Origin of the sequence: Actinosynnema pretiosum (assembly GCF_002354875.1) — a bacterium.
Taxonomy (GTDB): Bacteria; Actinomycetota; Actinomycetes; order Mycobacteriales; family Pseudonocardiaceae; genus Actinosynnema; species Actinosynnema auranticum.
This window is the reverse complement of the sequence record NZ_CP023445.1, coordinates 6,742,254-6,762,433: the sequence shown is the minus strand read 5'-3', so window position 1 is coordinate 6,762,433 and position 20,180 is coordinate 6,742,254. Positions and strand designations below refer to the sequence as shown.

Below are 20,180 nucleotides of genomic sequence, written 5' to 3'. Positions count from 1 at the left end.
CCGCGCCCGTGCTACCAATTCAGGGTGACGCAACACCACCCGGCGACCCTGCGCAGGCAGTGGGCGGCCGACCTCACCGCGACCCAGCTGTACGCGCTGCTCAAGCTGCGCGTCGACGTGTTCGTCGTCGAGCAGAACTGCCCGTACCCCGAGCTGGACGGCCGCGACCTCGAACCGGGCACCCGGCACCTGTGGCTGGAGGAGGACGGCGAGCCGCAGGCGTACCTGCGGCTGCTGGAGGAGCCCGGCGGCGTCCTCCGCGTCGGCCGGGTCGTCACCGCGCGGACCGCGCGAGGCAAGGGCTTCAGCCGCCGCCTCATGGTCGCGGCCATGGCCGAGATCGGCGACGCCGAGGCGGTGCTCGACGGGCAGACCTACGTCGTGGACTTCTACGCCTCGTTCGGGTTCGCCCCCGAGGGCGAGGAGTTCATCGAGGACGGGATCCCGCACCTGCGGATGCGCCGGCCTCGGCGATGACCTCGACCGCGCGCGCCAGGTCCGCCTCGGACAGGTCGGCGCGCGCGGTCAACCGCAGCCGCGACACCTGGTCCGGCACCGACGGCGGCCGGAAGCACCCGACCAGCACGCCCCGCTCCCGGCACGCCTCGGCCCACGCGACCGCGACCTCCGGCGACGGCGCGAGCACCGACACCACCGCCGCGCTCGGCTCGCTGGCCCGGAAACCCCGCTCCCGCAACCGCTCCGACAGCAGGCGGGCCGCCTCGCGCACCCGCTCGGGGCGCTCCGGCTCCTCCTTGAGCGCCTTCAGCGACGCCAGCGCCGCCGCCGCGCTGCCCGGCGCGAGACCGGTGTCGAAGATGAACGTGCGCGCGGTGTCCACCAGGTGCCGGATCACCCGGCCCGGCCCCAGCACCGCGCCGCCCTGCGCGCCCAGCGCCTTCGACAGCGTCACCGTCGTCACCACGTCCGGGGACTTCGCCAGGCCCGCCGCGTGCACCGCGCCGCGCCCGCCGTCGCCGACCACGCCCAGCCCGTGCGCGTCGTCCACCACCAGTCCGGCCCCGTGCCGCCTGCACGCCGCCGCCAGCTCGGCCAGCGGCGCGGTGTCGCCGTCCACGGAGAACACCGAGTCGGTCACCACGAGCCCGCGCCGCTCGCCGCGCGTGGACAGCGCGCGCGTGACCTGCGGCAGGTCGCGGTGCCCGGCCACCACCACGTCCGCGCGCGAGAGCTTGCAGCCGTCGATCAGCGAGGCGTGGATGTGCTGGTCGGCCACGATCGCCGTGCCCGGCCCGGACAGGGCGGTCAGCGCGCCCAGGTTCGCCGCGTACCCGGAGGAGAACACCAGCGCCGCCTGCGCGCCGCAGAAGTTCGCCAGCTCGTACTCCAGCTCGGTGTGCAGCTCGGTGGAGCCGGTGACCAGCCGCGACCCGGTCGAGCCCGCGCCCCAGCGCATCGACGCGGCGGCCGCCGCGCCCACGACCCGCTTGTCCCTGGCGAGCCCGAGGTAGTCGTTGCCCGCCAGGTCGAGCGCCCCGCCGGACGCCGGGCGTGGCCGCACCCTCCGGGTGAGCCCGGCCTCGGCCCGAGCCTCGGCCCGCGCGTCGATCCAGTCGAATACCGACTCCCCGGTGTGCTCCGTCACGGGAGGAGTCTCGCACCACCGCCGCCGCGGCGGTCCGGAACGTGGACCTCCCCGCGCCCCGGCGCGTCGCCACGGGTGGGCGGGCGTTCGCCCGCTGCGCCGGGCGCGGCGGGTCGCCGCTGGTCAGCGGGGGTCGGGACGCGCGGGCCGGGTGATCGGACCGGGGCCGACCAGGCTCGGGGGCGCGGCGCCTGGCACGGCTGCGCTCGGGACGGCGGTGCTCGGGACGGCGGTGCTCGGTGCCGCAGCGCTCAGGTCCGCAGCGCTCAGGGCCGGGGGCAGGTCCACAGCGCGCCGCCCGCCGCGCCCGGTGCGCCCGCCGCGCCCGGTGCGCCCGCCGCGCCCGGTGCGCCCGCCGCGCTCGGGACGCCGCCGGTGAGGAACCGCACCACCGCGTCGTCCACCAGCCCGCCCGCGACCTCCCGGTCGACCATCCGGCCCTTCACCATGGCGGCGAGCCCGTGCACGGTCGCGAACATCAGCACGCCGATCCGCTCCGGGTCCCCGTCGCCCAGCTCGCCCCGCTCCAGCCCCTCGGCGAGCATCGCCTCCAGCAGCCCCAGCGGGGCCGCCACGGCGGCGACGACGGCGTCCGCGCCCGGCCGGTGCTTGCCGGTGTACATCAGCTCCAGCAGCGCCGGGTCGTCCACCGCGAACCGGAAGTAGGCGCGCGTGGCGGCGACCAGCCGGTCCCGGTAGTCCGCGCCCGCGCCCGCCACGGCGGTGCGCAGCTCGGCGTCCATCCGCTCGAACCCGGCGATCGCCAGCGCGTCGAGCAGGGCCTGCCGGTCGGGGAAGTGCCTGCGCGGCGCGGCGTGGCTGACCCCGACCTCCCTGGCCAGCTCGCGGAGCGAGAGCTGCTCCGCGCCGTGCTCCCGCACGCTGCGCCAGGCGGCGTCGAGCAGGGCCTCGCGGAGCCTCCCGTGGTGGTAAGGGCGGTCGTCGGCGGTCACGGGCACCAGGTTAACGGGCTGCCGGTTGCCGATTGTGTTGTCGGTGGCTACATTGTTGTCTGTGACTACATTCTCTGCCTCGGACCTCCCCGACCTGACCGGCCGCACCGCCGTTGTCACCGGGGCCAACAGCGGCATCGGCCGCGTCACCGCCCGCGTCCTCGCGGCCAGGGGCGCGCGCGTGGTGCTCGCCGTGCGCAGCCCCGCCAAGGGGAGGGAAGCCGCCTCGACCATGCCGGGGAGCACCGAGGTCCGCGAGTTGGACCTGGCGGACCTGGCCTCGGTCCGGGCGTTCGCCGACGGCTTCGGCGACCCGGTCGACCTGCTGATCAACAACGCCGGCCTGATGACCCCGCCGCTCAGCCGCACCGCCGACGGCTTCGAGTCCCAGTTCGGCACCAACCACCTCGGCCACTTCGCGCTGACGAACCTGCTGCTGCCGAGGATCACCGGGCGCGTGGTCACCGTGTCGTCGGGCGCGCACCGGGTCGGGAAGATCGACTTCGCCGACCTGAACTGGGAGCGCAAGCCCTACCGCGCCATGGCCGCCTACGGCCAGTCCAAGCTCGCGAACCTGCTGTTCAGCGCCGAGCTCCAGCGCAGGCTCACCGCCGTCGGCTCCCCGGTGCTGGCCACCAGCGCCCACCCCGGCCTCGCCGCGACCAACCTGTTCCGCGCGCAGGGCGGGGACAACCCGCTGAACCGGCTCGTCAACGCCGGTGTGCGGGCGGTCGGCCAGACCGACGAGGGCGGCGCGCAGGCGACCCTGCACGCGGCGCTCGCCACCGTCCCCGGCAACGCGTTCTCCGGGCCGAGCGGGGCGCTGGGCAAGGGCGCGCCGAAGCTGGTCGGCCGGTCCAGGGCGGCGCAGGACGCGGAACTGGCCCGCAGGCTGTGGACCGTCTCCGAGGAGCTGACCGGCGTGACCTTCCCGCTGCCGCTCACGTCCGCCTAGCCGCTCACGTCCGCCTAGCCGCCGGGGGCGCGTGGCCGCGGGGGAGCGGCGGCCACGCGCTGCGAGATCACCCACACCGCGGTCCGCGCGCTTGGCCCAGCCCGTGCGGGATGCGACGATGCCCAGGCTGTAGCGAGGGGTGCGCGAGGAAGCCGGTGCGAATCCGGCGCGGTCCCGCCACTGTGACCGGCGTCAGAACCGGGAGTCAGGAACTCGACCCCCGATCGCTTGGACCGGACACGGGCGTGGACACCCGAGGAAGGACACCGCCGCATGGGCGCGCGCTTCCCCTTTTCCGCCGTCGTAGGGCACGACGACCTCCGCTTGGCACTGCTCCTGAACGCCGTGCACCCCGGTGTGGGCGGGGTGCTGGTGCGGGGCGAGAAGGGCACGGCCAAGTCGACGGTGGTGCGCGCGCTCGCCGCGCTGCTGCCCGACCTCGCCGTCGTCCCCGGCTGCCGCTTCGGCTGCGAGCCCGGCGTGGACGCCGACTGCCCGGACGGCCCGCACCCCGCAGGCGCCCCTGGGGCCGACCCCGCCGCCGAGCACCGCCCGGCCCGCCTGGTCGAGCTGCCGGTCGGCGCCACCGAGGACCGGCTGATCGGCTCGCTGGACCTGGAGCGCGCCCTCACCGAGGGCGTCCGCGCCTACCAGCCCGGCCTGCTGGCCGCCGCCCACCGGGGCGTGCTCTACGTGGACGAGGTCAACCTGCTGCAGGACCACCTCGTCGACCTGCTGCTCGACGCGGCGGCCATGGGCCGGGCCCACGTCGAGCGCGAGGGCGTCTCGGTGTCGCACCCGGCGTCGTTCCTGCTGGTGGGCACGATGAACCCGGAGGAGGGCGAGCTGCGCCCGCAGCTGCTCGACCGGTTCGGCCTGACCGTGGCGGTCAAGGCGGCCCGCGACGTGCCCACCCGCGCCGAGGTGATCCGCCGCCGCCTGGCCTACGAGGCCGACCCCGCCGGGTTCGCGAAGGCCTGGGAGGCCGAGGACGCCGCGCTCGCGGCCCGCATCGCGCAGGCCCGCGCCGCGCTGCCGTCCGTGGCGCTGCCGGACGCCGAGCTGCGCCGCATCGCCGGGATCTGCGCGGCGTTCGAGGTGGACGGGATGCGCGCCGACCTGGTCGTGGCCCGCGCCGCCACCGCGCACGCCGCCTGGCGCGGGGCCGAGGCGGTGCAGGAGCAGGACGTGGAGGCCGCCGTGCGCCTCGCCCTGCCGCACCGCAAGCGCCGCGACCCGTTCGACGAGCCCGGCATGGAGGAGGAGCAGCTCTCCGACGCCATGCGGCAGGGCGCCGAGCACGCGCAGGACGAGCCCGACGACGACCCGGACGGTCCCGACGACGGCGGCCCGGACGGCGGCCCGGACGGCGGCGGTCCCGACGACGGCCAGGGCCCCGACCAGCCGCAGGGCCCGCAGGAGCCGGGCGGCGAGCAGCCCGGACCGTCCCAGCAGGACGGCAAGCAGGGCGGCTCCGGCGGTACCAGGACGCACAGCCCGTCCCCGGCGTTCCGCACCCGCCTGCTCCAGGTCCCCGGCGTCGGCGAGGGCGCGTCCGGCAAGCGCTCCCGCGCCCGCTCCCGCAGCGGCCGGGCCGTGCGCCCCTCCACCACCGAGGGCTCCGGCCTGCACCTGGTCGCCACGCTCACCGCCGCCGCCCCGCACCAGGGCGCCAGGGGCCGCACCGGTCCCGGCCTGCTGCTGCGCGGCGAGGACCTGCGCAAGGCCGTCCGCGAGGGCACCGAGGGCAACCTGGTGCTGTTCGTCGTGGACGCCTCCGGCTCGATGGCCGCCCGCCAGCGCATGTCCGCCGTGTCCGGCGCGGTGATCTCCCTGCTGCGCGACGCCTACCAGCGCCGCGACAAGGTCGGCGTCATCACCTTCCGGGGCTCCGAGGCGGAGACCGCGCTGCCGCCGACCACGTCCGTGGACGCAGCCGCCGCCCGGCTGCGCGCCCTGCGCACCGGTGGCCGCACCCCGCTGGCGGACGGCCTGCTGCGCGCCCGCCGCCTGCTCCAGTCCGAGAAGGTCCGCGACCCGCGCCGCCGCCCGCTGCTGGTCCTGCTGACCGACGGCCGCGCCACCGCCACCGGCGCGGGCGGCGACCCGGTCCGCGACGCCCTGCGCGCGGCCGGGCTGCTGGCCGCCGACCGCGTCGCGTCGGTGGTCGTGGACTGCGAGAGCGGCCACGTCCGCCTCGGCATGGCCGCCCGCGTGGCCGCCGCGCTCGACGGCGCGTGCCTGCGCCTGGAGGAGCTGTCCGCCGACCAGGTCGCGGGCGTCGTCCGCGCCGCCCGCGCGGCCTGACCGACCCGCTCCCCCCGCCCGACCCCGCCCGCCGCCGTCGCGCCGGTCCGCGCGCCGCGGGCGTCCCCCTCCCCACCACACCTGGAGCCACGACATGCCGCAGGGCCAACCCACCGCCGTGCCGTCGGACGGCCTCACCACCCGCCAGCGCCGCAACCGCCCCCTCCTCCTCGTCCACACCGGCCCGATGAAGGGCAAGTCCACCGCCGCCTTCGGCCTCGCCCTGCGCGGCTGGAACCAGGGCTGGGACATCGGCGTGTTCCAGTTCGTGAAGTCCGCCAAGTGGAAGGTCGGCGAGGAGGCCGCGTTCCGCGCGCTCGGCGAGCTGCACGAGAGCACCGGCCAGGGCGGGCCCGTGCAGTGGCACAAGATGGGCGAGGGCTGGTCCTGGTCCCGCAAGGCGGGCACCGAGGAGGACCACGCCGCCGCCGCGCTGGAGGGCTGGCGCGAGATCGCCCGCCGCATCGCCGACGAGCGGCACGGCCTGTACGTGCTGGACGAGTTCACCTACCCGCTCAAGTGGGGCTGGATCGACGTCGACGAGGTGGTGGAGGTGCTGGTCAACCGCCCCGGCCACCAGCACGTGGTGATCACCGGCCGGGACGCCCCGCGGGCGCTCGTGGACGCCGCCGACCTGGTCGTGGAGATGACCAAGGTCAAGCACCCGATGGACGCGGGCCAGAAGGGCCAGCGGGGGATCGAGTGGTGAGCGCGCTGGTCGTCGCCGCCCCGGCCTCGGGCAGCGGCAAGACCACCGTCGCCACCGGGCTCATGGCGGCGCTGCGCCGCGCGGGCGACGCGGTGGCCCCGTTCAAGGTCGGCCCCGACTACATCGACCCCGGCTACCACGCGCTCGCCACCGGCCGCCCCGGTCGCAACCTGGACCCGGTCATGGTCGGCGAGCACCGGGTGCCCGAGCTGTTCGCGCACGGCGCGCGCGGCGCGGACCTGGCCGTGGTCGAGGGCGTCATGGGCCTGTTCGACGGGCGGATCGACACCGACGGCGTCGGTTCCACCGCGCACGTGGCCAAGCTGCTCGGCGCGCCCGTGCTGTTCGTCGTGGACGCGCGCGGCCAGAGCCGCAGCCTCGCCGCGCTGCTGCACGGCTTCCGGGGCTACGACCCCGGAGTGCGCCTGGGCGGCGTGGTCCTCAACCAGGTCGGGTCGCCCCGGCACGAGCAGGTGCTGCGGAGCGCCTGCGCGGACGTGGGCCTGGACGTGCTGGGCGTGCTGCCCAGGGACGACCGGTTCGCGCTGCCCTCGCGCCACCTCGGCCTGGTCACCGCCGCCGAGCACGGCCACGAGGCGGTCGCGGCGGTGGAGGCGGTGGCCGACGCGGTCGGCGCGCACGTGGACCTCGCGGCGGTCCGCGCGCTGGCGGCCACCGCCAACCCGGTCGCCGCGCGGGCCTGGGACCCGGAAGCCGAGATCGCGGCTGCGATCGAAAACCCAGGCGCCGCAACGGTTCCCGGCGCGCGACGACCGGTGATCGCGGTCGCCGGCGGCCCGGCGTTCACCTTCGGCTACGCCGAGCACCCCGAGCTGCTGCGCGCGGCGGGCGCCGAGGTCGTCGTCTTCGACCCGCTGCGCGACGAGACCCTGCCCGCGAGCACCTCGGGGCTGCTGCTGCCCGGCGGGTTCCCCGAGCAGCACGTGGCCGAGCTGTCCGCCAACGAGCCGCTGCGCGCCGCCATCACCGCGCTGGCCCGCGCGGGCGCGCCCGTGCACGCCGAGTGCGGCGGCCTGCTGTACCTGGCCAAGTCCCTCGACGGCGCCCCGATGTGCGGGGTGGTCGACTCCGAGGCCGCCATGACCCCGCGCCTGGTGCTGGGCTACCGGGACGCGGTCGCCCCGGTCGACTCGGTGCTGCTGCCGGTCGGCGCGCGCGTCACCGGCCACGAGTTCCACCGCACCGCGCTGAGCACCCCGCACGGCGCCGACCCGGCGTGGCGCTGGCGCGGGCACGACGGCCGCCCGGCCGCCGAGGGCTTCGTGCTCGGCAACGTCCACGCGTCCTACCTGCACACCCACCCGGCCTCGATCCCAGGGGCGGCGCACCGCTTCACCGCCGCCTGCGCGGCCTGGGGGCACCCACCGGCCTGACCCCCGCCGCTCACCCGGACGGCCCAGGGGCGCGGCATCCGGGGTGCCGCTCACGGCGCGTCCACCCCGATCGTCGCGCTCCGTGCCGGGATCAGGGCGCTCGATGGGGAGAGGGCCCTGCGCGATACGGTCGGGCCGTTCACACCGAGCACGTCGTGGGGAGTTCTCAGATGACAGGTCGGGTCGCCTTCGTGGGTGCCGGCCCCGGTGCCGCCGATCTGATCACCCTCCGAGGGGCCAGGCGACTGGCCGAGGCCGACGTCGTCGTGTGGGCCCCGAGCGTGGTCGAGGCCGAGTGCGTGCGCGAGCACGCCCGCCCCGGCGCGGAGCTGGTCGACTTCTCCCGCGTCACCGAGTCCGAGGTCGTCGAGGTCTACCGCAGGGCCGCCGCGAGCGGCCAGGCCGTGGTCCGGCTGCACGCGGGCGACCCCGCCACGTGGGGCGGGCTGCGCGAGCAGCACGACGCGTGCCTGCGGCTGGGGCTGGAGATCGAGGTCGTGCCGGGCGTGACCCAGGTGTCCGCCGCCGCCGCGTCGGTCGGGCGGGAGCTGACCACCTCCGAGGTCGCGCAGTCGCTCGTGCTGGCCAGCCCGGAGAGCGCCGAGCACGTGCGCGAGCTGGCCGCCCACGGCACCACGCTCGCCCTGTCCGCGTCGGCCGCGCGCGCCGACCGCGTCGCCGAGCAGCTGCGCGCGGGCGGGTACGCCGACACGACGCCGGTCGTGATCGCCTACAAGGTGTCGCTGCCGGACGCGGTGCTCGTGCGCACCACGCTGGGCGAGCTGGAGTCGGCGGTCAAGGAGCACAAGCTCTACCGCAGCACGCTGTTCCTGGTCGGGGACGCGCTCAGGGCGCCGGTCCGCAGGGGCGCGCCGATCGGGGACGAGCCGGTGCGCCAGCCCCGCGCCTCGAAGTGGCGGACGGCGCGGGCGACGGGCGCCGAGTCCCGCTCGGAGGCCGCCTGGTCGGCCGTGCACGACCTGCAGGAGACCGCGCGCTCCCGCTGGGCCAGGGCGCGCGAGGAGTCCGGCGCGGACGGCGCGGAGCTGCCCATAGCGCGGTCGCTGGCCGAGCCCGCCGAGCCCGCGGGGTCGGTTGAGCCCACAGCGGCCGGGCCGGTCGCCGAGGAGCCCGCCGTGGACTCGCTGCCCGGTCAGGCCGGTTCCCCCGAGGAGGCGCCGGAGCCGAGGAGGAAGCCCCCGGTCGCGGCGGCGCGCAAGAGGACCGTCTCCGTCCAGGCCAGCACCACCCCGCGCAAGCCCGCCCCGGCGCGCGGGAAGAAGTCCAAGCGCACAGGCTGAGGGCGTGGACGTCCCGGCGCTGCACCGCTTCCTGACCGACACCGGCCGCACCTGGTCCGCCGTCACGGTGGTGGACGCCGCCGAGCACGGCCTCGCGCACGCCCGCAACGTGTGCCTGGCCCGCTCCTCGGTGCTGGTCGCGAACGCGGACCCGGCCGCGCTGGCGAGGGGCCTCGCGGGCTGGCGGCGCACCCTGGTGGTGCCCGGTGCGCCCGGACCGTCCACAGTGGACCCGGCCGAGGTCGCGCTCCGCTCCTGGCCGGAGCCGCTCCCGGTGCTGTGCCTCGCCGAGCAGCCGCTGCTCCCGGACACCTCGCGGTGGGCGCTGCCGGACGACGAGTTCTCGCACCGGGGCGACGGCCTGGTCGCCACCGCCGAGGTCCGCGCGCTCGTCCTCGCCAAGCTGGGCCCCAGGTCCGGGGCCCTGGTGTGGGACGTGGCGGCGGGTCCCGGCGCGGTCGCCGTGGAGTGCGCGCGCCTGGGCGCGGCCGTGGTCGCCGTGGAGCGCGACCCGGTGCAGTGCGTCCGGATCATCGCGAACGCCTCGGCGCACCACGTGGACGTGCGCGTGGTCGAGTCCGACGTGGAACTCGCCCCGCACGACCTGCCGCGCCCCGACGCGGTGTTCGTCGGCGGCGGGGGACCGGGCGCGGTGCGCACCTGCGCCGCCCTGGGCGCCCGCCGCGTGGTCGTGGCCACCACCCGCCTCGACGCCGTCCTGCCGTCCCACGACGCCCTCCGCGACGGCGGCTACGCGGTGTCCGGCACCCAGCTGTCCGCCGCGAGGCTGGAGGACGACCACCTGCGCGCGGTGGACCCGGTCACCGTGCTGTGGGCCGAACGCCCGGCCTGAGACCCCCACCCGGCACCCGGAACCCGCCAAGCCCGAACCCGACCCCGCCCGACCCCGCCCGACCCCGCCTGGTCCCGCCTGGTCCCGCCTGGTCCCGCCTGGCGAGACCAAGCCCCGCCTGGTCCTGTCCCGCCTGCGCCGCCCGCCTCGCGCAGCCCTGCGCGGCTCCGTCCGGCTCCGCCTGCGCCGCCCGCCTCGCGCAGCCCCGCCCGCTCCTCCCGGCCCTTCTCGTCCCCCCTCAGCCTCTCCCCGCCGCCCCCCACCCCACCCGCCCCCACCCCACCGCGCCGGGCGGGGAAGGATGGCACCCCCACCCCGGCAAGGAGGCAGCGTGATCGGCTTGTTCGCGTCGACCGAGCGCGGCAGGGCGCAGGCCAAGGAGCTCGCGGCCTTCCTCGGCCCGGACGCCGTCGTCCCCGACGGCCCCGTCGCGCCCGCGCTGCGCCGGATGTGGCCGGTGCTGGGCAGCGCCGTGTTCTTCGAGGGCAGCGAGACCGTCGTCCGCCTCGTGGCCCCCCTGCTGCGCGACGAGCGCTCCGACCCCGGTGTGGTGTGCGTCGACGGCGCGTTCGCCATCGCCCTCCTCGGCGGCGCGGACGCGCTCGCCCAGCGGGTCGCCGACGTGCTCGGCCGCACCGCCGTCACCACCGCCCCGCCCACCGCGTCCCCCCTGGACGAGCTGCTCGAACTGCTCGACGCCACCGCCGAGGGCGACGCCGCGGCGTGCGGCGAGGCGATGCGCGCGGGCGAGCCGGTCGCGCTCGCCAACCCGCTCGGCTTCCCGCTGCCCGCGCTGCCGGACAACGTCCTGCCCGCCGGTCACGAGGCCGCGTGGACGGTGCTGCTGGACGACCGGGTGCCCAGGACCGAGCTGGGCGACCACGTGGTCCGGGTGATCCCCAGGACGCTCGTGATCGGCATCGGCGCGAGCGCCGGCGTCACGTCCACCGACGTCTCCGGCGCGCTCGCCAAGCTCGCCGCCGACGGCAGGCTGGACCTGCGGGCGGTGCGCGCGTTCGCCACGCTCGACCGCAAGACCGAGGAGCCCGGCATCGTCGACGCGGTCGAGGACTGGGGCTTCTGGCACGGCTCCACCACCACGCCCCTGCTCGGCTACCCCGGCGAGGAGCTGGCCGTCATCCCGGTGCCCAACCCGGTGGAGCTGGCCATCGGCATCCCCAGCGTCGCCGAGGCCGCCGCGCTGCGCGGCGCGGCCGAGCTGTCCGCGGGCGGCCGGGTGGAGATCGCCGCCGAGAAGGTCAAGGGCGCGCGGGCCACCGTCGCCGCCGCCCGCGTCCTGCCCAGGGGCAGGCTGGCGCTCATCGGCCTCGGGCCGGGCGGCGCGGACGACCGCACCCCGCGCGCCGAGGCCGAGCTGCGCCGCGCGTCCGTGGTGGTCGGGCCGCCGGAGTGCGTCGACCAGGTCAGGCACCTGCTGCGGCCGGGCACGTCGGTGCGCGCGGACGGCGCGGTCCGGCTGGCCGAGCAGGGCGTCGCGGTGGCGCTGGTGGCGCCGGACGCGGGACCGGTTGTTGCCGGGCCGGTACACGCCGATGTCGTTCGTGTGACCGGAGTCACTGGTCAATTGTGAAGCCCCCTCAGTCCCGCTGAAGGAGGTTGCCGGGAGGCCGTCGGGTGCGTTGCAGTGAGTGCTCACTCCTGCACGGAAAGGAACTCCGATGGCGAAAACCCTGCGTCGCCTGGCGAAGTTCATCGGCCTGGGCGTGGCTGCCGCCGCGATCGGCCTGATGACCACCCCGGTGTCCTCGGCGTCCGACGTCACCCCGTTCATCGTGGGCGGCGCCAGGGCCTCGATCAGCGAGGCCCCCTGGGCGGTGTACCTGGCCTCCTCCTCCGGCTCCCAGTTCTGCGGCGGCACCCTGGTGAAGGCCAACAAGGTCGTCACCGCCGCGCACTGCGTCGCCGGCCGCTCGGCGTCCAGCACCCGCGTGGTGATCGGCCGCGAGGACAAGCAGAGCACCGCGGGCACGGTGGCCACCGTCTCCAGCATCTGGTCGCACCCCAGCTACCGCACCGCGACCAGCGGCTACGACGTGGCCGTGCTGACCCTGGGCACCAGCGTCAGCGGCACCTACCTGCCGCTGGCCACCCCGTCCGACACGGCCCTGTACGCGGCGGGCACCAACGCCGTCGCGTACGGCTGGGGCGCCACCTGCTCCGGCTGCTCCACGTCCCGCTACCTGCTGAAGGTCACCGTCCCGGTCACCTCGGACGCGACCTGCAAGACCGCGTACTCGCAGTACAGCAACACCTCGATGGTGTGCGCGGGCGTCCCGGCCGGTGGCAAGGACACCTGCCAGGGCGACTCGGGCGGCCCGCTCGTGGCGGGCGGCAAGCTGATCGGCGCCACCTCGTGGGGCAACGGCTGCGCACTGCCGAACTACCCCGGCGTGTACGCCAGGGTCGCGGCCTACTACAGCGTGCTGAGCGCGCAGATCGGATGACCGCCGGGGGCGCGCCCTCGGGCGCGCCCCACGCCCGGTGACCGACGTCCTCCGGTCGACCGGGCGCGGGCGGGCGCGCGGACCGGTCAGCCCTCGGTCGGTCCGCGCGTTCCCCCGTGCCCGCGCCCGCCCGCGGGTCCCGGTCCGTTCGCCCCGCCCGGCCCGGTGCCCTTCCGCCCGCGCGGCGCGGCCGTTGCGCCCTGCCGCCGCGCGCCCTCCCGCCGTCCGCTCACACTCCGACACCCGCTTCCCGTGATGTGGGACACCCACCTTGGGCGCGGGCCCGTCCGCCGGGGATGCTTCTCGCCATGCACGGAGAACAGCACTACCTGGTGGGCCTGGACCTGGCGGGCAAGCGCGTGGTCGTGGTGGGCGGCGGGTCCGTCGCCCAGCGCCGCCTGCCGCGCCTGGTCTCGTCCGGCGCCCGCGTCGAACTCGTCTCGCCCGAGGTCACCCCCACCGTCCAGGGCGTGGTCGACTCCGGGGCGGTCACCTGGCACGCCCGGCGCTACGCCGACGGCGACCTGGACGGCGCGTGGTACGTGCTCGCCTGCACCTCCGACCCCGAGGTGAACGCCCGGATCACCGCCGACGCCGAGGCCCGCCGCGTGTTCTGCGTGCGCGCCGACGTCGGCGCGCTCGGCACCGCCGTCACGCCCGCCTCCGGCAACCACGACGGCCTCCTCGTCGGCGTCCTGGCCAGCGGCGACCACAACCGCTCCGCGCGCGTGCGCGACGGCGTGCTGTCCGCGCTGCGCGACGGCACCCTCGCCGACCAGCACGACCAGCCCGCGGGCGTGGCCCTGGTCGGCGGCGGCCCCGGCGACCCCGACCTGATCACCGTGCGCGGCAGGCGCCTGCTGGCCAGGGCCGACGTGGTCGTCGCGGACCGCCTGGGCCCGGTGTGGCTGCTGGACGAGCTGCCGCCGCACGTGGAGGTGGTCGACGCCGCGAAGATCCCGTACGGGCGGGCCGCCGCGCAGGAGTTCATCAACCGGACGCTCGTGGACAACGCCAAGGCCGGGAAGTTCGTGGTCCGGCTCAAGGGCGGCGACCCGTACGTGTTCGGGCGCGGCTTCGAGGAGCTGATCGCCTGCGCCGAGGCGGGCGTGCCGGTCACCGTCGTGCCGGGCGTGACCAGCGCGTTCGGCGTGCCCGCCCTCGCGGGCGTCCCGGTGACGCACCGGGGTGTGGCGCACGAGGTCGTGGTGGTGTCCGGCCACGTCGCGCCGGACGACGAGCGCTCCCTGGTCGACTGGGGCGCCCTGGCGAGGCTGCGCGGCACCGTGGTGATCCTGATGGGCGTGGAGCGCGCCGCCGCGTTCGCCGCAGCCCTCCGCGAGGGCCGCCCGGGGGACACGCCGGTGACCGTCGTCGAGAACGGCAGCACGGACGCCCAGCGGATCGTGCGGTCCACTCTGGACGGTCTGGCGGAAGCCGTTGCGGCGCACCACGTCCGCCCGCCCGCGATCATCGTCGTCGGCCCGGTCGCCGGCCTGGCGGGGGAACTGCCCGAGCAGGCGTGAGCCGGTCGCGCGGGACGCCCCGGCCTCCCGCGCGACGTCACGCACCGCCACCGCGCACCCCGGCCGTCACCTCACGCTCGGCCACCGGTCCGGATCACGCTCGGCCACCGGACTCCGGGCGCGGGCGTCACGCTCGGGAACCGGGCCCCGGCTGGCGCCCGGCGGCCACATCACGCAGCGACACCGGTGCTCCCGCCACCCCACCCGTCCCCCGGCAACACGAGAGCCCCGGTCCCACCAGGGGACCGGGGCTCTCGCCGTTCCGCGTCAGCGCCCGCTACCGGCGCCGCGCGTCACTCGTCACTCGTCAGTGCTGCGGGGCCGCGCTGCGCCGGGGACGGCCGCCCGAGCGGTCGCGGTCACGGCCGCCACCCTCGCCGCGGCCACCCTCGCGACCGCCGCGGAAGAACCCGCCGCCGCCACGACGCGCGCCCGCGCCACCGCCCGCGCCGCCGCGACGACCGCGCGGCTGCACCTCGGGCTCCACCACGGGAACGCCGCTGGGCTCGCGGGCGCCGGTGATGCGGATCAGCTCGTCGTCGCCGGGACGGACCTTGGTCGACTCCGGGCGGATGCCCGCGCGCGAGGTCAGGCCCTGGACGGCGCGCCGCTGGTCGTGCGTGACCAGCGTGACGACCGTGCCCGACTGCCCGGCGCGCGCCGTGCGGCCCGCGCGGTGCAGGTAGTCCTTCGGGTCGGCGGGCGGGTCCACGTGCACGACCAGGCTGACGTCGTCCACGTGGATGCCGCGCGCGGCGACGTCCGTGGCGATCAGGACCGGGGTCGTGCCCTCGCGGAACTGGCCGAGCACGCGGGTGCGCGCGCTCTGCGCCTTGCCGCCGTGCAGGGCGCCCGCGTGCACGCCCATCGACCGCAGCTTCTTGGCCAGGCGGTCCACGTGGTGCTTGGTGCGCACGAACATGATCGTGCGGCCCTCGCGGGCGGCCACCTCGGTCACGACCGACTGCTTGTCCTCGGCGGACACGAACAGCAGGTGGTGCTCCATGGTGGTGACGCTGCCGGTGGGCGGCGCGACCGAGTGCACGACCGGGTCGTGCAGGTACTGGCGGACCAGCTTGTCCACGTCGCCGTCGAGCGTCGCGGAGAACAGCAGCCGCTGCCCGTTCTCGGGGGTCAGGTCCAGGATGGCCCGCACCTGCGGCATGAAGCCCATGTCGGCCATCTGGTCGGCCTCGTCCAGGGCGGTGAACATGACCTCGGACAGGTCCGCGGTGCCCTGGCGCACGTGGTCGGAGAGCCGGCCGGGCGTGGCGATCAGCAGGTCGACGCCCCTGCGCAGCGCGTCGATCTGGCGCGGGAAGGACGTGCCGCCCACGACGGTGCGGCACCACAGGCCGAGGGCGCGGGCGAAGGGCGACAGCGCCTCCTCGACCTGCATGGCCAGCTCACGGGTGGGGACCAGCACCAGCGCGCGCGGCATGTGCGGCTTGGCGCGGCCACCGGCCAGCCTGGACAGCAGCGCCAGGCCGAACGCGAGGGTCTTGCCGGAGCCGGTCTGGCCCCGGCCGAGCAGGTCGCGACCCGCGAGCGAGTCGGGCAGGGTCGCGGCCTGGATGGGGAACGGCTCGGTGATCCCGGCCGTGGCGAGCGCGCGGACCAGCTCGTCGGCCAGGCCCAGCTCGCTGAACGAGGGCAGCGGGCCCTCGGGGAGGGTGCTCTCGACGTGGTCGGGAACGGTGGAAGCGAGGGGCGCGTCCACGTGCTGCGGACGGCGGTTGCCCTGGCCGGAGCGCCTGCGGGGCCTGCGAGAGGACTGCGGGCGCTCGGAACGGCTCTGGGACACGGGTGGCAAAACATACCTCCGGGACACGGCACGTCACGGGGATTGCTCTGCACTCGTGGGCAGGCGCGATCGCGCGGACGGGCCCGGCGCTTCGTAGCGCCGACGGTTGGGTGGAGCACCGGGTGGTCCTGAGTGGTGACCTCGGGGCGCTGGAATGTAGCGCCCTCGTGCGGTGCGTTGACCAGTCTAGCTGATCATCATCCATTGGGTCGCGGCCACTCGGCCTAGTTTCGGCGGCGGGGCTCTGACCTGCGCGGACGTCGGGAAGGTCGGGGGGCGGCTGGCTCGGCGGGCTGCGGGCGGTCACCGAGGGGTTCGGCGGTCCCCCGTGCCGCCTGAGGGCGCGGCGCGCGCGGCACCCGGACGTGGCCGGGTTCCACCTGACGGTGGTGCGACCGCGCGCGGGCGTCCGCTCTCCGAACGCGGAAACCGCTGGGGCGCAAGAGGTTCCGGTTCCGGGACGACCCGGTGGTGGAAGGGGCCCTGGTCGGGCGGCCCGTGCGCGACCGGGACCCGAGCTGTGGTCACGGGGCGCGTTCGCGCGGCGGTCACGGACGGCAGCCGGTGTTCGCGGCGCCGCGAACGCGCGGTGACGCCCGGCGGGCGCCGTCGTCGCGCACCGTCGCGACGTGGGGTGGCGGGGTGGTGACCGAGCGGCGTCGACCGCGCGAAAGCATCGGTGACACAACGAGATCGCGCTCCCACCGCACGTGTTCGCGGGTGGTGTCCCGCGTTCTCACCGCACGTGCGCCGCGCTCGCCGCCGGGTGAGGGGGCGCGCCCTCCCACCCGGCGGCGCCCGTCTCACGCCAGCCCGGCCTCCCGGAGCAGGTCGGCGGTCAGCTCGACCGGGTCGGCCAGCTCGGCGGGCAGGCCGCGCGCGGTGAACCACTCGGCCACCACCCGCACGTCGCGCGCCAGGAACTCGGCCCCGCGCGGGTTGGCGACCAGGTCGACCAGCTGCGGCAGGTCGATCACCACGAGCCGGTCGTCGTGCACCACCAGGTTGAACGGCGACAGGTCGCCGTGCGCGTACCCGGCGGCGGCCATCCCCGTGAGCGCCGACCCGAGCTGCCGCCACAGGTCCACCAGCGCGTCCGGCTCGGGCCTGGTCTGGGCGAGCCGGGGCGCGGCCTGGGCGCCGTCGCCGATGAACTCCATCAGCACCTCGGTGCCGTCGCGCTGCACCGGGTAGGGCACCGGCACGCCGCGCTGCCACAGCGCGCCGAGCGCCGCGAACTCGGCCACCGCCCACCGCTCGGCGATCAGGTTCCGCCCGAACGCGCTGCGCCGGGACATCGCGCGGGCCTCCCGGCTCCGCCGCTCCCGACGGCCCTCCAGGTAGCCCGCGTCCCGGTGGAACAGCCGGTGGTCGTTGTCCCGGTACCGCTTCGCGGCCAGCAGGCAGGACCGGTCGGGCGTGGCGCGCTCCAGCAGGGAGACGTCCGCCTCCTTGCCGGACTTGATCAGCCCGAGCTCCCGGTCGACGGCCCCGAGGTCGGTGACCAGCCACGCCGGGTGCGGCGCGGGCCCCTGGTCGGCGCTGCCCCAGGTGGACCACCGGTCGCCGTCCTCGGGCCCGGTGAGCTGCCGGGACTCGCCGAGCCGCTTCTTGGCCTCCTCGGTGAGCCTGCCGCGCCGGACGTTCTCCTCGTCGTCCCGCACGACCCGGACACGGGTCCTGACCTCGCGCGGGCCGTAGTCGTCCAGCTCGTAGTCGGACCAGCGGCTGTGCGGGTCGGCGTCGTCGTCGCTGGCGTCGTCGCCGTCGCCACCGTCATGACCGGCGTCGTAGTCGGTGTCGCCGTAGCCGGCGTTGACGTCGCCGGTGTCGCCGTAGCCGGCGTCGACATCATCGGTGTCGCCGTAACCGGCGTCGACATCATCGATGTCGTCGTAGCCGGTGCCGGCCTCGTCCGCGTCGCCGTAGCGGGTATCGGTGTCGTCGTGGCGACCCGCGCCACCGCCCGAACCGGACTCGGGCGCGTCGACATCGGCGGCGTCGTCAGATCGACCGCCGTGATTGAAGTTGATCTTGAGTTCGTGCAGTGCGTCAGTAGTGATCGCGTGCTCGCGCACAGCGGGGCTCCCAGCGGGAAGTGGGTGATCACCCCGACGTCGGGCCGCGCGACCGCGTCAGACCCTGTGGAGCGCCGGGGTGGGTGGACGGGCCGGTGCCGCGTCCAGGACAGGTGTCATGGCCATGTCGACACCTCCTCCCCGAATCCGCTCCGGGCTCTCCGGCCCGCGAGTCGCTGTGCTCACCCACCATGCCCCGCCCGCACCCGGCGGGGCAACCGCTTTTCCGACCACTCCAGTGCCCAGCCCACTCCAACGGCTGGCCCGGCCCGATGCCAGCCCGGCCCGATGCCCGCTTAGCTCGATACCTGCCCGGCCCGATGCTCAGCCCGGCCTGACCTGGCGCTCAGCCCAGTCCTGCCCGCCCTGCCCTGCCCAGCCACCCAACCCTGCCCGGCCCGCCACCCAACCCTGCCCGGCCCGCCACCCGGCCCTGCCCGGCCTGCCACCCAGCCCGGCCCGCCACCCAACCCGGCCCGCCGCTCAGCGCGGCGGGCGCTGGGCGTAGGCGCGCAGCGCGTCCAGGTCGGGCACCAGCACGTCCCGGCGCAGGTGGCTCACCACGACCCCGGCCTTGCGCAGGTCGCTGAACGCCTTCTCCGCCGTGCGCGGTTTCATGCCCGCGATCGACGCCAGCTCCACCTTGGTCAGCGGGAACCCGAGCGTCCACCCGCCCGGCTCCTCGCGGCCGTGCGTGCGCACCAGCTCCGCGAGCACCTTCGCCAACCGCTCGTCGGCCGCCCGCGCCAGGAAGTCCCGCCTGCGCTCGATCGCCCACCGCAGCCGCTCGTTGACCATGCCGATCATCTCGACGAAGACCTCGTTGCGGCGGTGCAGGAAGCCCATCAGCTCGCTGCTGCTGATCATCCGCGCGGTCACCTCGCCGCACGTGATCACGCTCGCCGACCTCGGCTTGCGGTCCAGCGCCGCCATCTCGCCGACGAAGTCACCGGCCGCCTTGATCGCCAGCAGCGCCGTGTCGCCGGTCTCGTCCGTGGTCTGAACCTTCACCACGCCGTCGAGCAGCAGCAGCGCGTGCGTGTCGCGGGCGTCCTGCACGATCACGTCCCGGTTCGGCGCGTACCGCACCACCGTGCCCATCGCCAGCAGCTCGTCGCGCGCCTGATCGCGCAGCCGCGACAGCAGGCTGTCGTGCGGCCACACCGGTTGCTCCGGCTGGGTCGTGCTCGGTGACCATGACATCAGCACCATCCACCCCTAATGCGTCGTATCCGCAACTCGCTGCAACCGTTGTCATCCCCCGGCGTGCAGGTCGCGCCGCACGGCCGGTTCGTTTCGCCGAAGCGCGGGATTCCACCCGAACGCGCGGTTTCTCAGGATCCGGCGTAGCGGCGCAGCGCCCGCAGGTCGGGCACCAGGACGTCGCGGCGCAGGTTGCTGACGACCACGCCCGCGTGCCGCAGGTCGCTGAACGCCTTCTCCGCCGTGCGCGGCTTCATGCCCGCGATCGAGGCCAGCTCGACCTTGGTCAGCGGGATGCCCAGCCGCCACGCGTCCTTGTCCTGCCTGCCGTAGGTCTGCACCAGCTCCACGAGCACGCGGGCCACCCGCACCGGCGCCGGGCAGGACAGGAAGTCGCGGCGGCGGTCGATCGACCAGCGCAACCGCTCGCCCACCACCAGCACCAGCTCCATCGCCACCTCGGGGCGGCGCAGCAGCAGCGCCTGGAAGTCGGCGCGGGTGATCGCGCGGGCCACGACCTCCCCGCAGGTGCGCACCGTGGCCGACCGGGGCTTCCCGCTCAACGCCGCCATCTCGCCGACGACGTCACCCGCGATCCTGATGTCCAGCAGCGCGTGCTCACCGTCCTCGTCCACGGCCTGCACCTTCACCATGCCGCTGAGCAGCAGCAGCACGTGCGTGTCGCGCGCGTCCTGGACGATCACCTCCTTGTCCGGCCCGTACGGCACCCGCGTCCCCAGCGCGAGCAGGTCGGTTCGCGCGGGTTCGCGCACCCTCCCCAGCAGACTCGTGCTCGGCCACACCGGATCAGCACCGGTCAACGCACACCCCCCGGATCGACTTCTCTCCCTGACGGATGTCGGCCCGGACACCCCCGCCGTTCCCAGAATCCGGGCATTCCACGTGAAGCGTGCAACTCCGTTCACCCGAGCGGCGGCGACCGAACGGGGCCGGCGCGCACCCTGCCCGCCGAACACCGCCGAACACCGCCGAACACCGCCGGAACCCACCGAACACCACGGGGAG

The 20,180-nt window shown here is 76.0% G+C and carries 16 protein-coding genes and 1 riboswitch; of the genes, 10 read left to right on the top strand and 6 right to left on the bottom strand.

The genetic code is table 11. From position 1 onward, the window contains the following. Positions 1-24 precede the first annotated feature (24 nt). A complete protein-coding gene (locus CNX65_RS28775; protein WP_096496549.1) occupies positions 25-477 on the top strand; it encodes a GNAT family N-acetyltransferase in 453 nt (150 codons plus the stop codon). Here CNX65_RS28775 and CNX65_RS28770 read toward each other — a convergent pair. Then, positions 428-1,606 carry an 8-amino-7-oxononanoate synthase gene (locus CNX65_RS28770; protein ID WP_096496548.1) on the bottom strand — a complete coding sequence of 393 codons (1,179 nt, stop codon included), beginning with the start codon at positions 1,604-1,606 and terminating at the stop codon, positions 428-430. The genes CNX65_RS28775 and CNX65_RS28770 overlap by 50 nt on opposite strands. Before the next feature lie 266 nt (positions 1,607-1,872). After that, positions 1,873-2,559: a TetR/AcrR family transcriptional regulator gene (locus tag CNX65_RS28765; protein WP_096496547.1), complete on the bottom strand. Its 687-nt coding sequence runs from the start codon at positions 2,557-2,559 to the stop codon at positions 1,873-1,875. A gap of 61 nt (positions 2,560-2,620) precedes the next feature. On the opposite strand from CNX65_RS28765, the gene CNX65_RS28760 reads away from it, so the two are divergent. The 9 genes from CNX65_RS28760 to cobA all read left to right on the top strand — a co-directional run bounded on the left by CNX65_RS28760 (position 2,621) and on the right by cobA (position 14,069). Next, a complete protein-coding gene (locus tag CNX65_RS28760; RefSeq protein WP_096496546.1) occupies positions 2,621-3,514 on the top strand; it encodes an oxidoreductase in 894 nt (297 codons plus the stop codon). Between the two features lie 145 nt (positions 3,515-3,659). Continuing rightward, positions 3,660-3,729, top strand: a riboswitch (cobalamin riboswitch). Between the two features lie 58 nt (positions 3,730-3,787). Continuing rightward, the gene (locus CNX65_RS28755; protein ID WP_096496545.1) at positions 3,788-5,821 is read left to right on the top strand and encodes a putative cobaltochelatase; all 2,034 of its coding nucleotides are present in this window, start codon (positions 3,788-3,790) and stop codon (positions 5,819-5,821) included. Positions 5,822-5,915: 94 nt separating this feature from the next. Beyond that, positions 5,916-6,530, top strand: coding sequence for a cob(I)yrinic acid a,c-diamide adenosyltransferase (gene cobO / locus CNX65_RS28750; RefSeq protein ID WP_096496544.1), 615 nt, complete (start codon positions 5,916-5,918; stop codon positions 6,528-6,530). After that, entirely contained in the window at positions 6,527-7,924 is a 1,398-nt protein-coding gene (locus CNX65_RS28745; protein ID WP_096496543.1) for a cobyrinate a,c-diamide synthase, read from the top strand. Before cobO ends, CNX65_RS28745 begins: the two co-directional genes overlap by 4 nt. Before the next feature lie 170 nt (positions 7,925-8,094). Continuing rightward, on the top strand, positions 8,095-9,225 hold the full coding sequence (locus CNX65_RS28740; protein ID WP_096496542.1) for a cobalt-precorrin-4/precorrin-4 C(11)-methyltransferase: 1,131 nt from the start codon (positions 8,095-8,097) through the stop codon (positions 9,223-9,225). Positions 9,226-9,229: 4 nt separating this feature from the next. Continuing rightward, complete coding sequence (locus CNX65_RS28735) at positions 9,230-10,078, top strand: bifunctional cobalt-precorrin-7 (C(5))-methyltransferase/cobalt-precorrin-6B (C(15))-methyltransferase (protein WP_096496541.1); 849 nt, start codon at positions 9,230-9,232, stop codon at positions 10,076-10,078. A 331-nt stretch (positions 10,079-10,409) separates the two neighbouring features. After that, positions 10,410-11,669: a cobalamin biosynthesis protein gene (locus tag CNX65_RS28730; protein WP_096496540.1), complete on the top strand. Its 1,260-nt coding sequence runs from the start codon at positions 10,410-10,412 to the stop codon at positions 11,667-11,669. 88 nt (positions 11,670-11,757) lie between these two features. Continuing rightward, the gene (locus tag CNX65_RS28725; protein WP_096496539.1) at positions 11,758-12,543 is read left to right on the top strand and encodes a S1 family peptidase; all 786 of its coding nucleotides are present in this window, start codon (positions 11,758-11,760) and stop codon (positions 12,541-12,543) included. A 308-nt stretch (positions 12,544-12,851) separates the two neighbouring features. Beyond that, positions 12,852-14,069, top strand: a complete 1,218-nt coding sequence (gene cobA, locus CNX65_RS28720; protein ID WP_096496538.1) for a uroporphyrinogen-III C-methyltransferase — start codon at positions 12,852-12,854, stop codon at positions 14,067-14,069. Between the two features lie 307 nt (positions 14,070-14,376). Here cobA and CNX65_RS28715 read toward each other — a convergent pair whose 3' ends face one another. From CNX65_RS28715 to CNX65_RS28700, 4 genes are all read right to left on the bottom strand, one after another. After that, complete coding sequence (locus tag CNX65_RS28715) at positions 14,377-15,882, bottom strand: DEAD/DEAH box helicase (protein WP_096496537.1); 1,506 nt, start codon at positions 15,880-15,882, stop codon at positions 14,377-14,379. Positions 15,883-16,676: 794 nt separating this feature from the next. Beyond that, positions 16,677-17,582, bottom strand: coding sequence for a serine protein kinase RIO (locus CNX65_RS28710; RefSeq protein ID WP_096498048.1), 906 nt, complete (start codon positions 17,580-17,582; stop codon positions 16,677-16,679). Between the two features lie 852 nt (positions 17,583-18,434). Further along, positions 18,435-19,154, bottom strand: a complete 720-nt coding sequence (locus CNX65_RS28705; RefSeq protein WP_041838465.1) for a Crp/Fnr family transcriptional regulator — start codon at positions 19,152-19,154, stop codon at positions 18,435-18,437. Positions 19,155-19,285: 131 nt separating this feature from the next. Continuing rightward, entirely contained in the window at positions 19,286-19,927 is a 642-nt protein-coding gene (locus CNX65_RS28700) for a Crp/Fnr family transcriptional regulator (protein ID WP_232520046.1), read from the bottom strand. Positions 19,928-20,180: the final 253 nt, after the last annotated feature.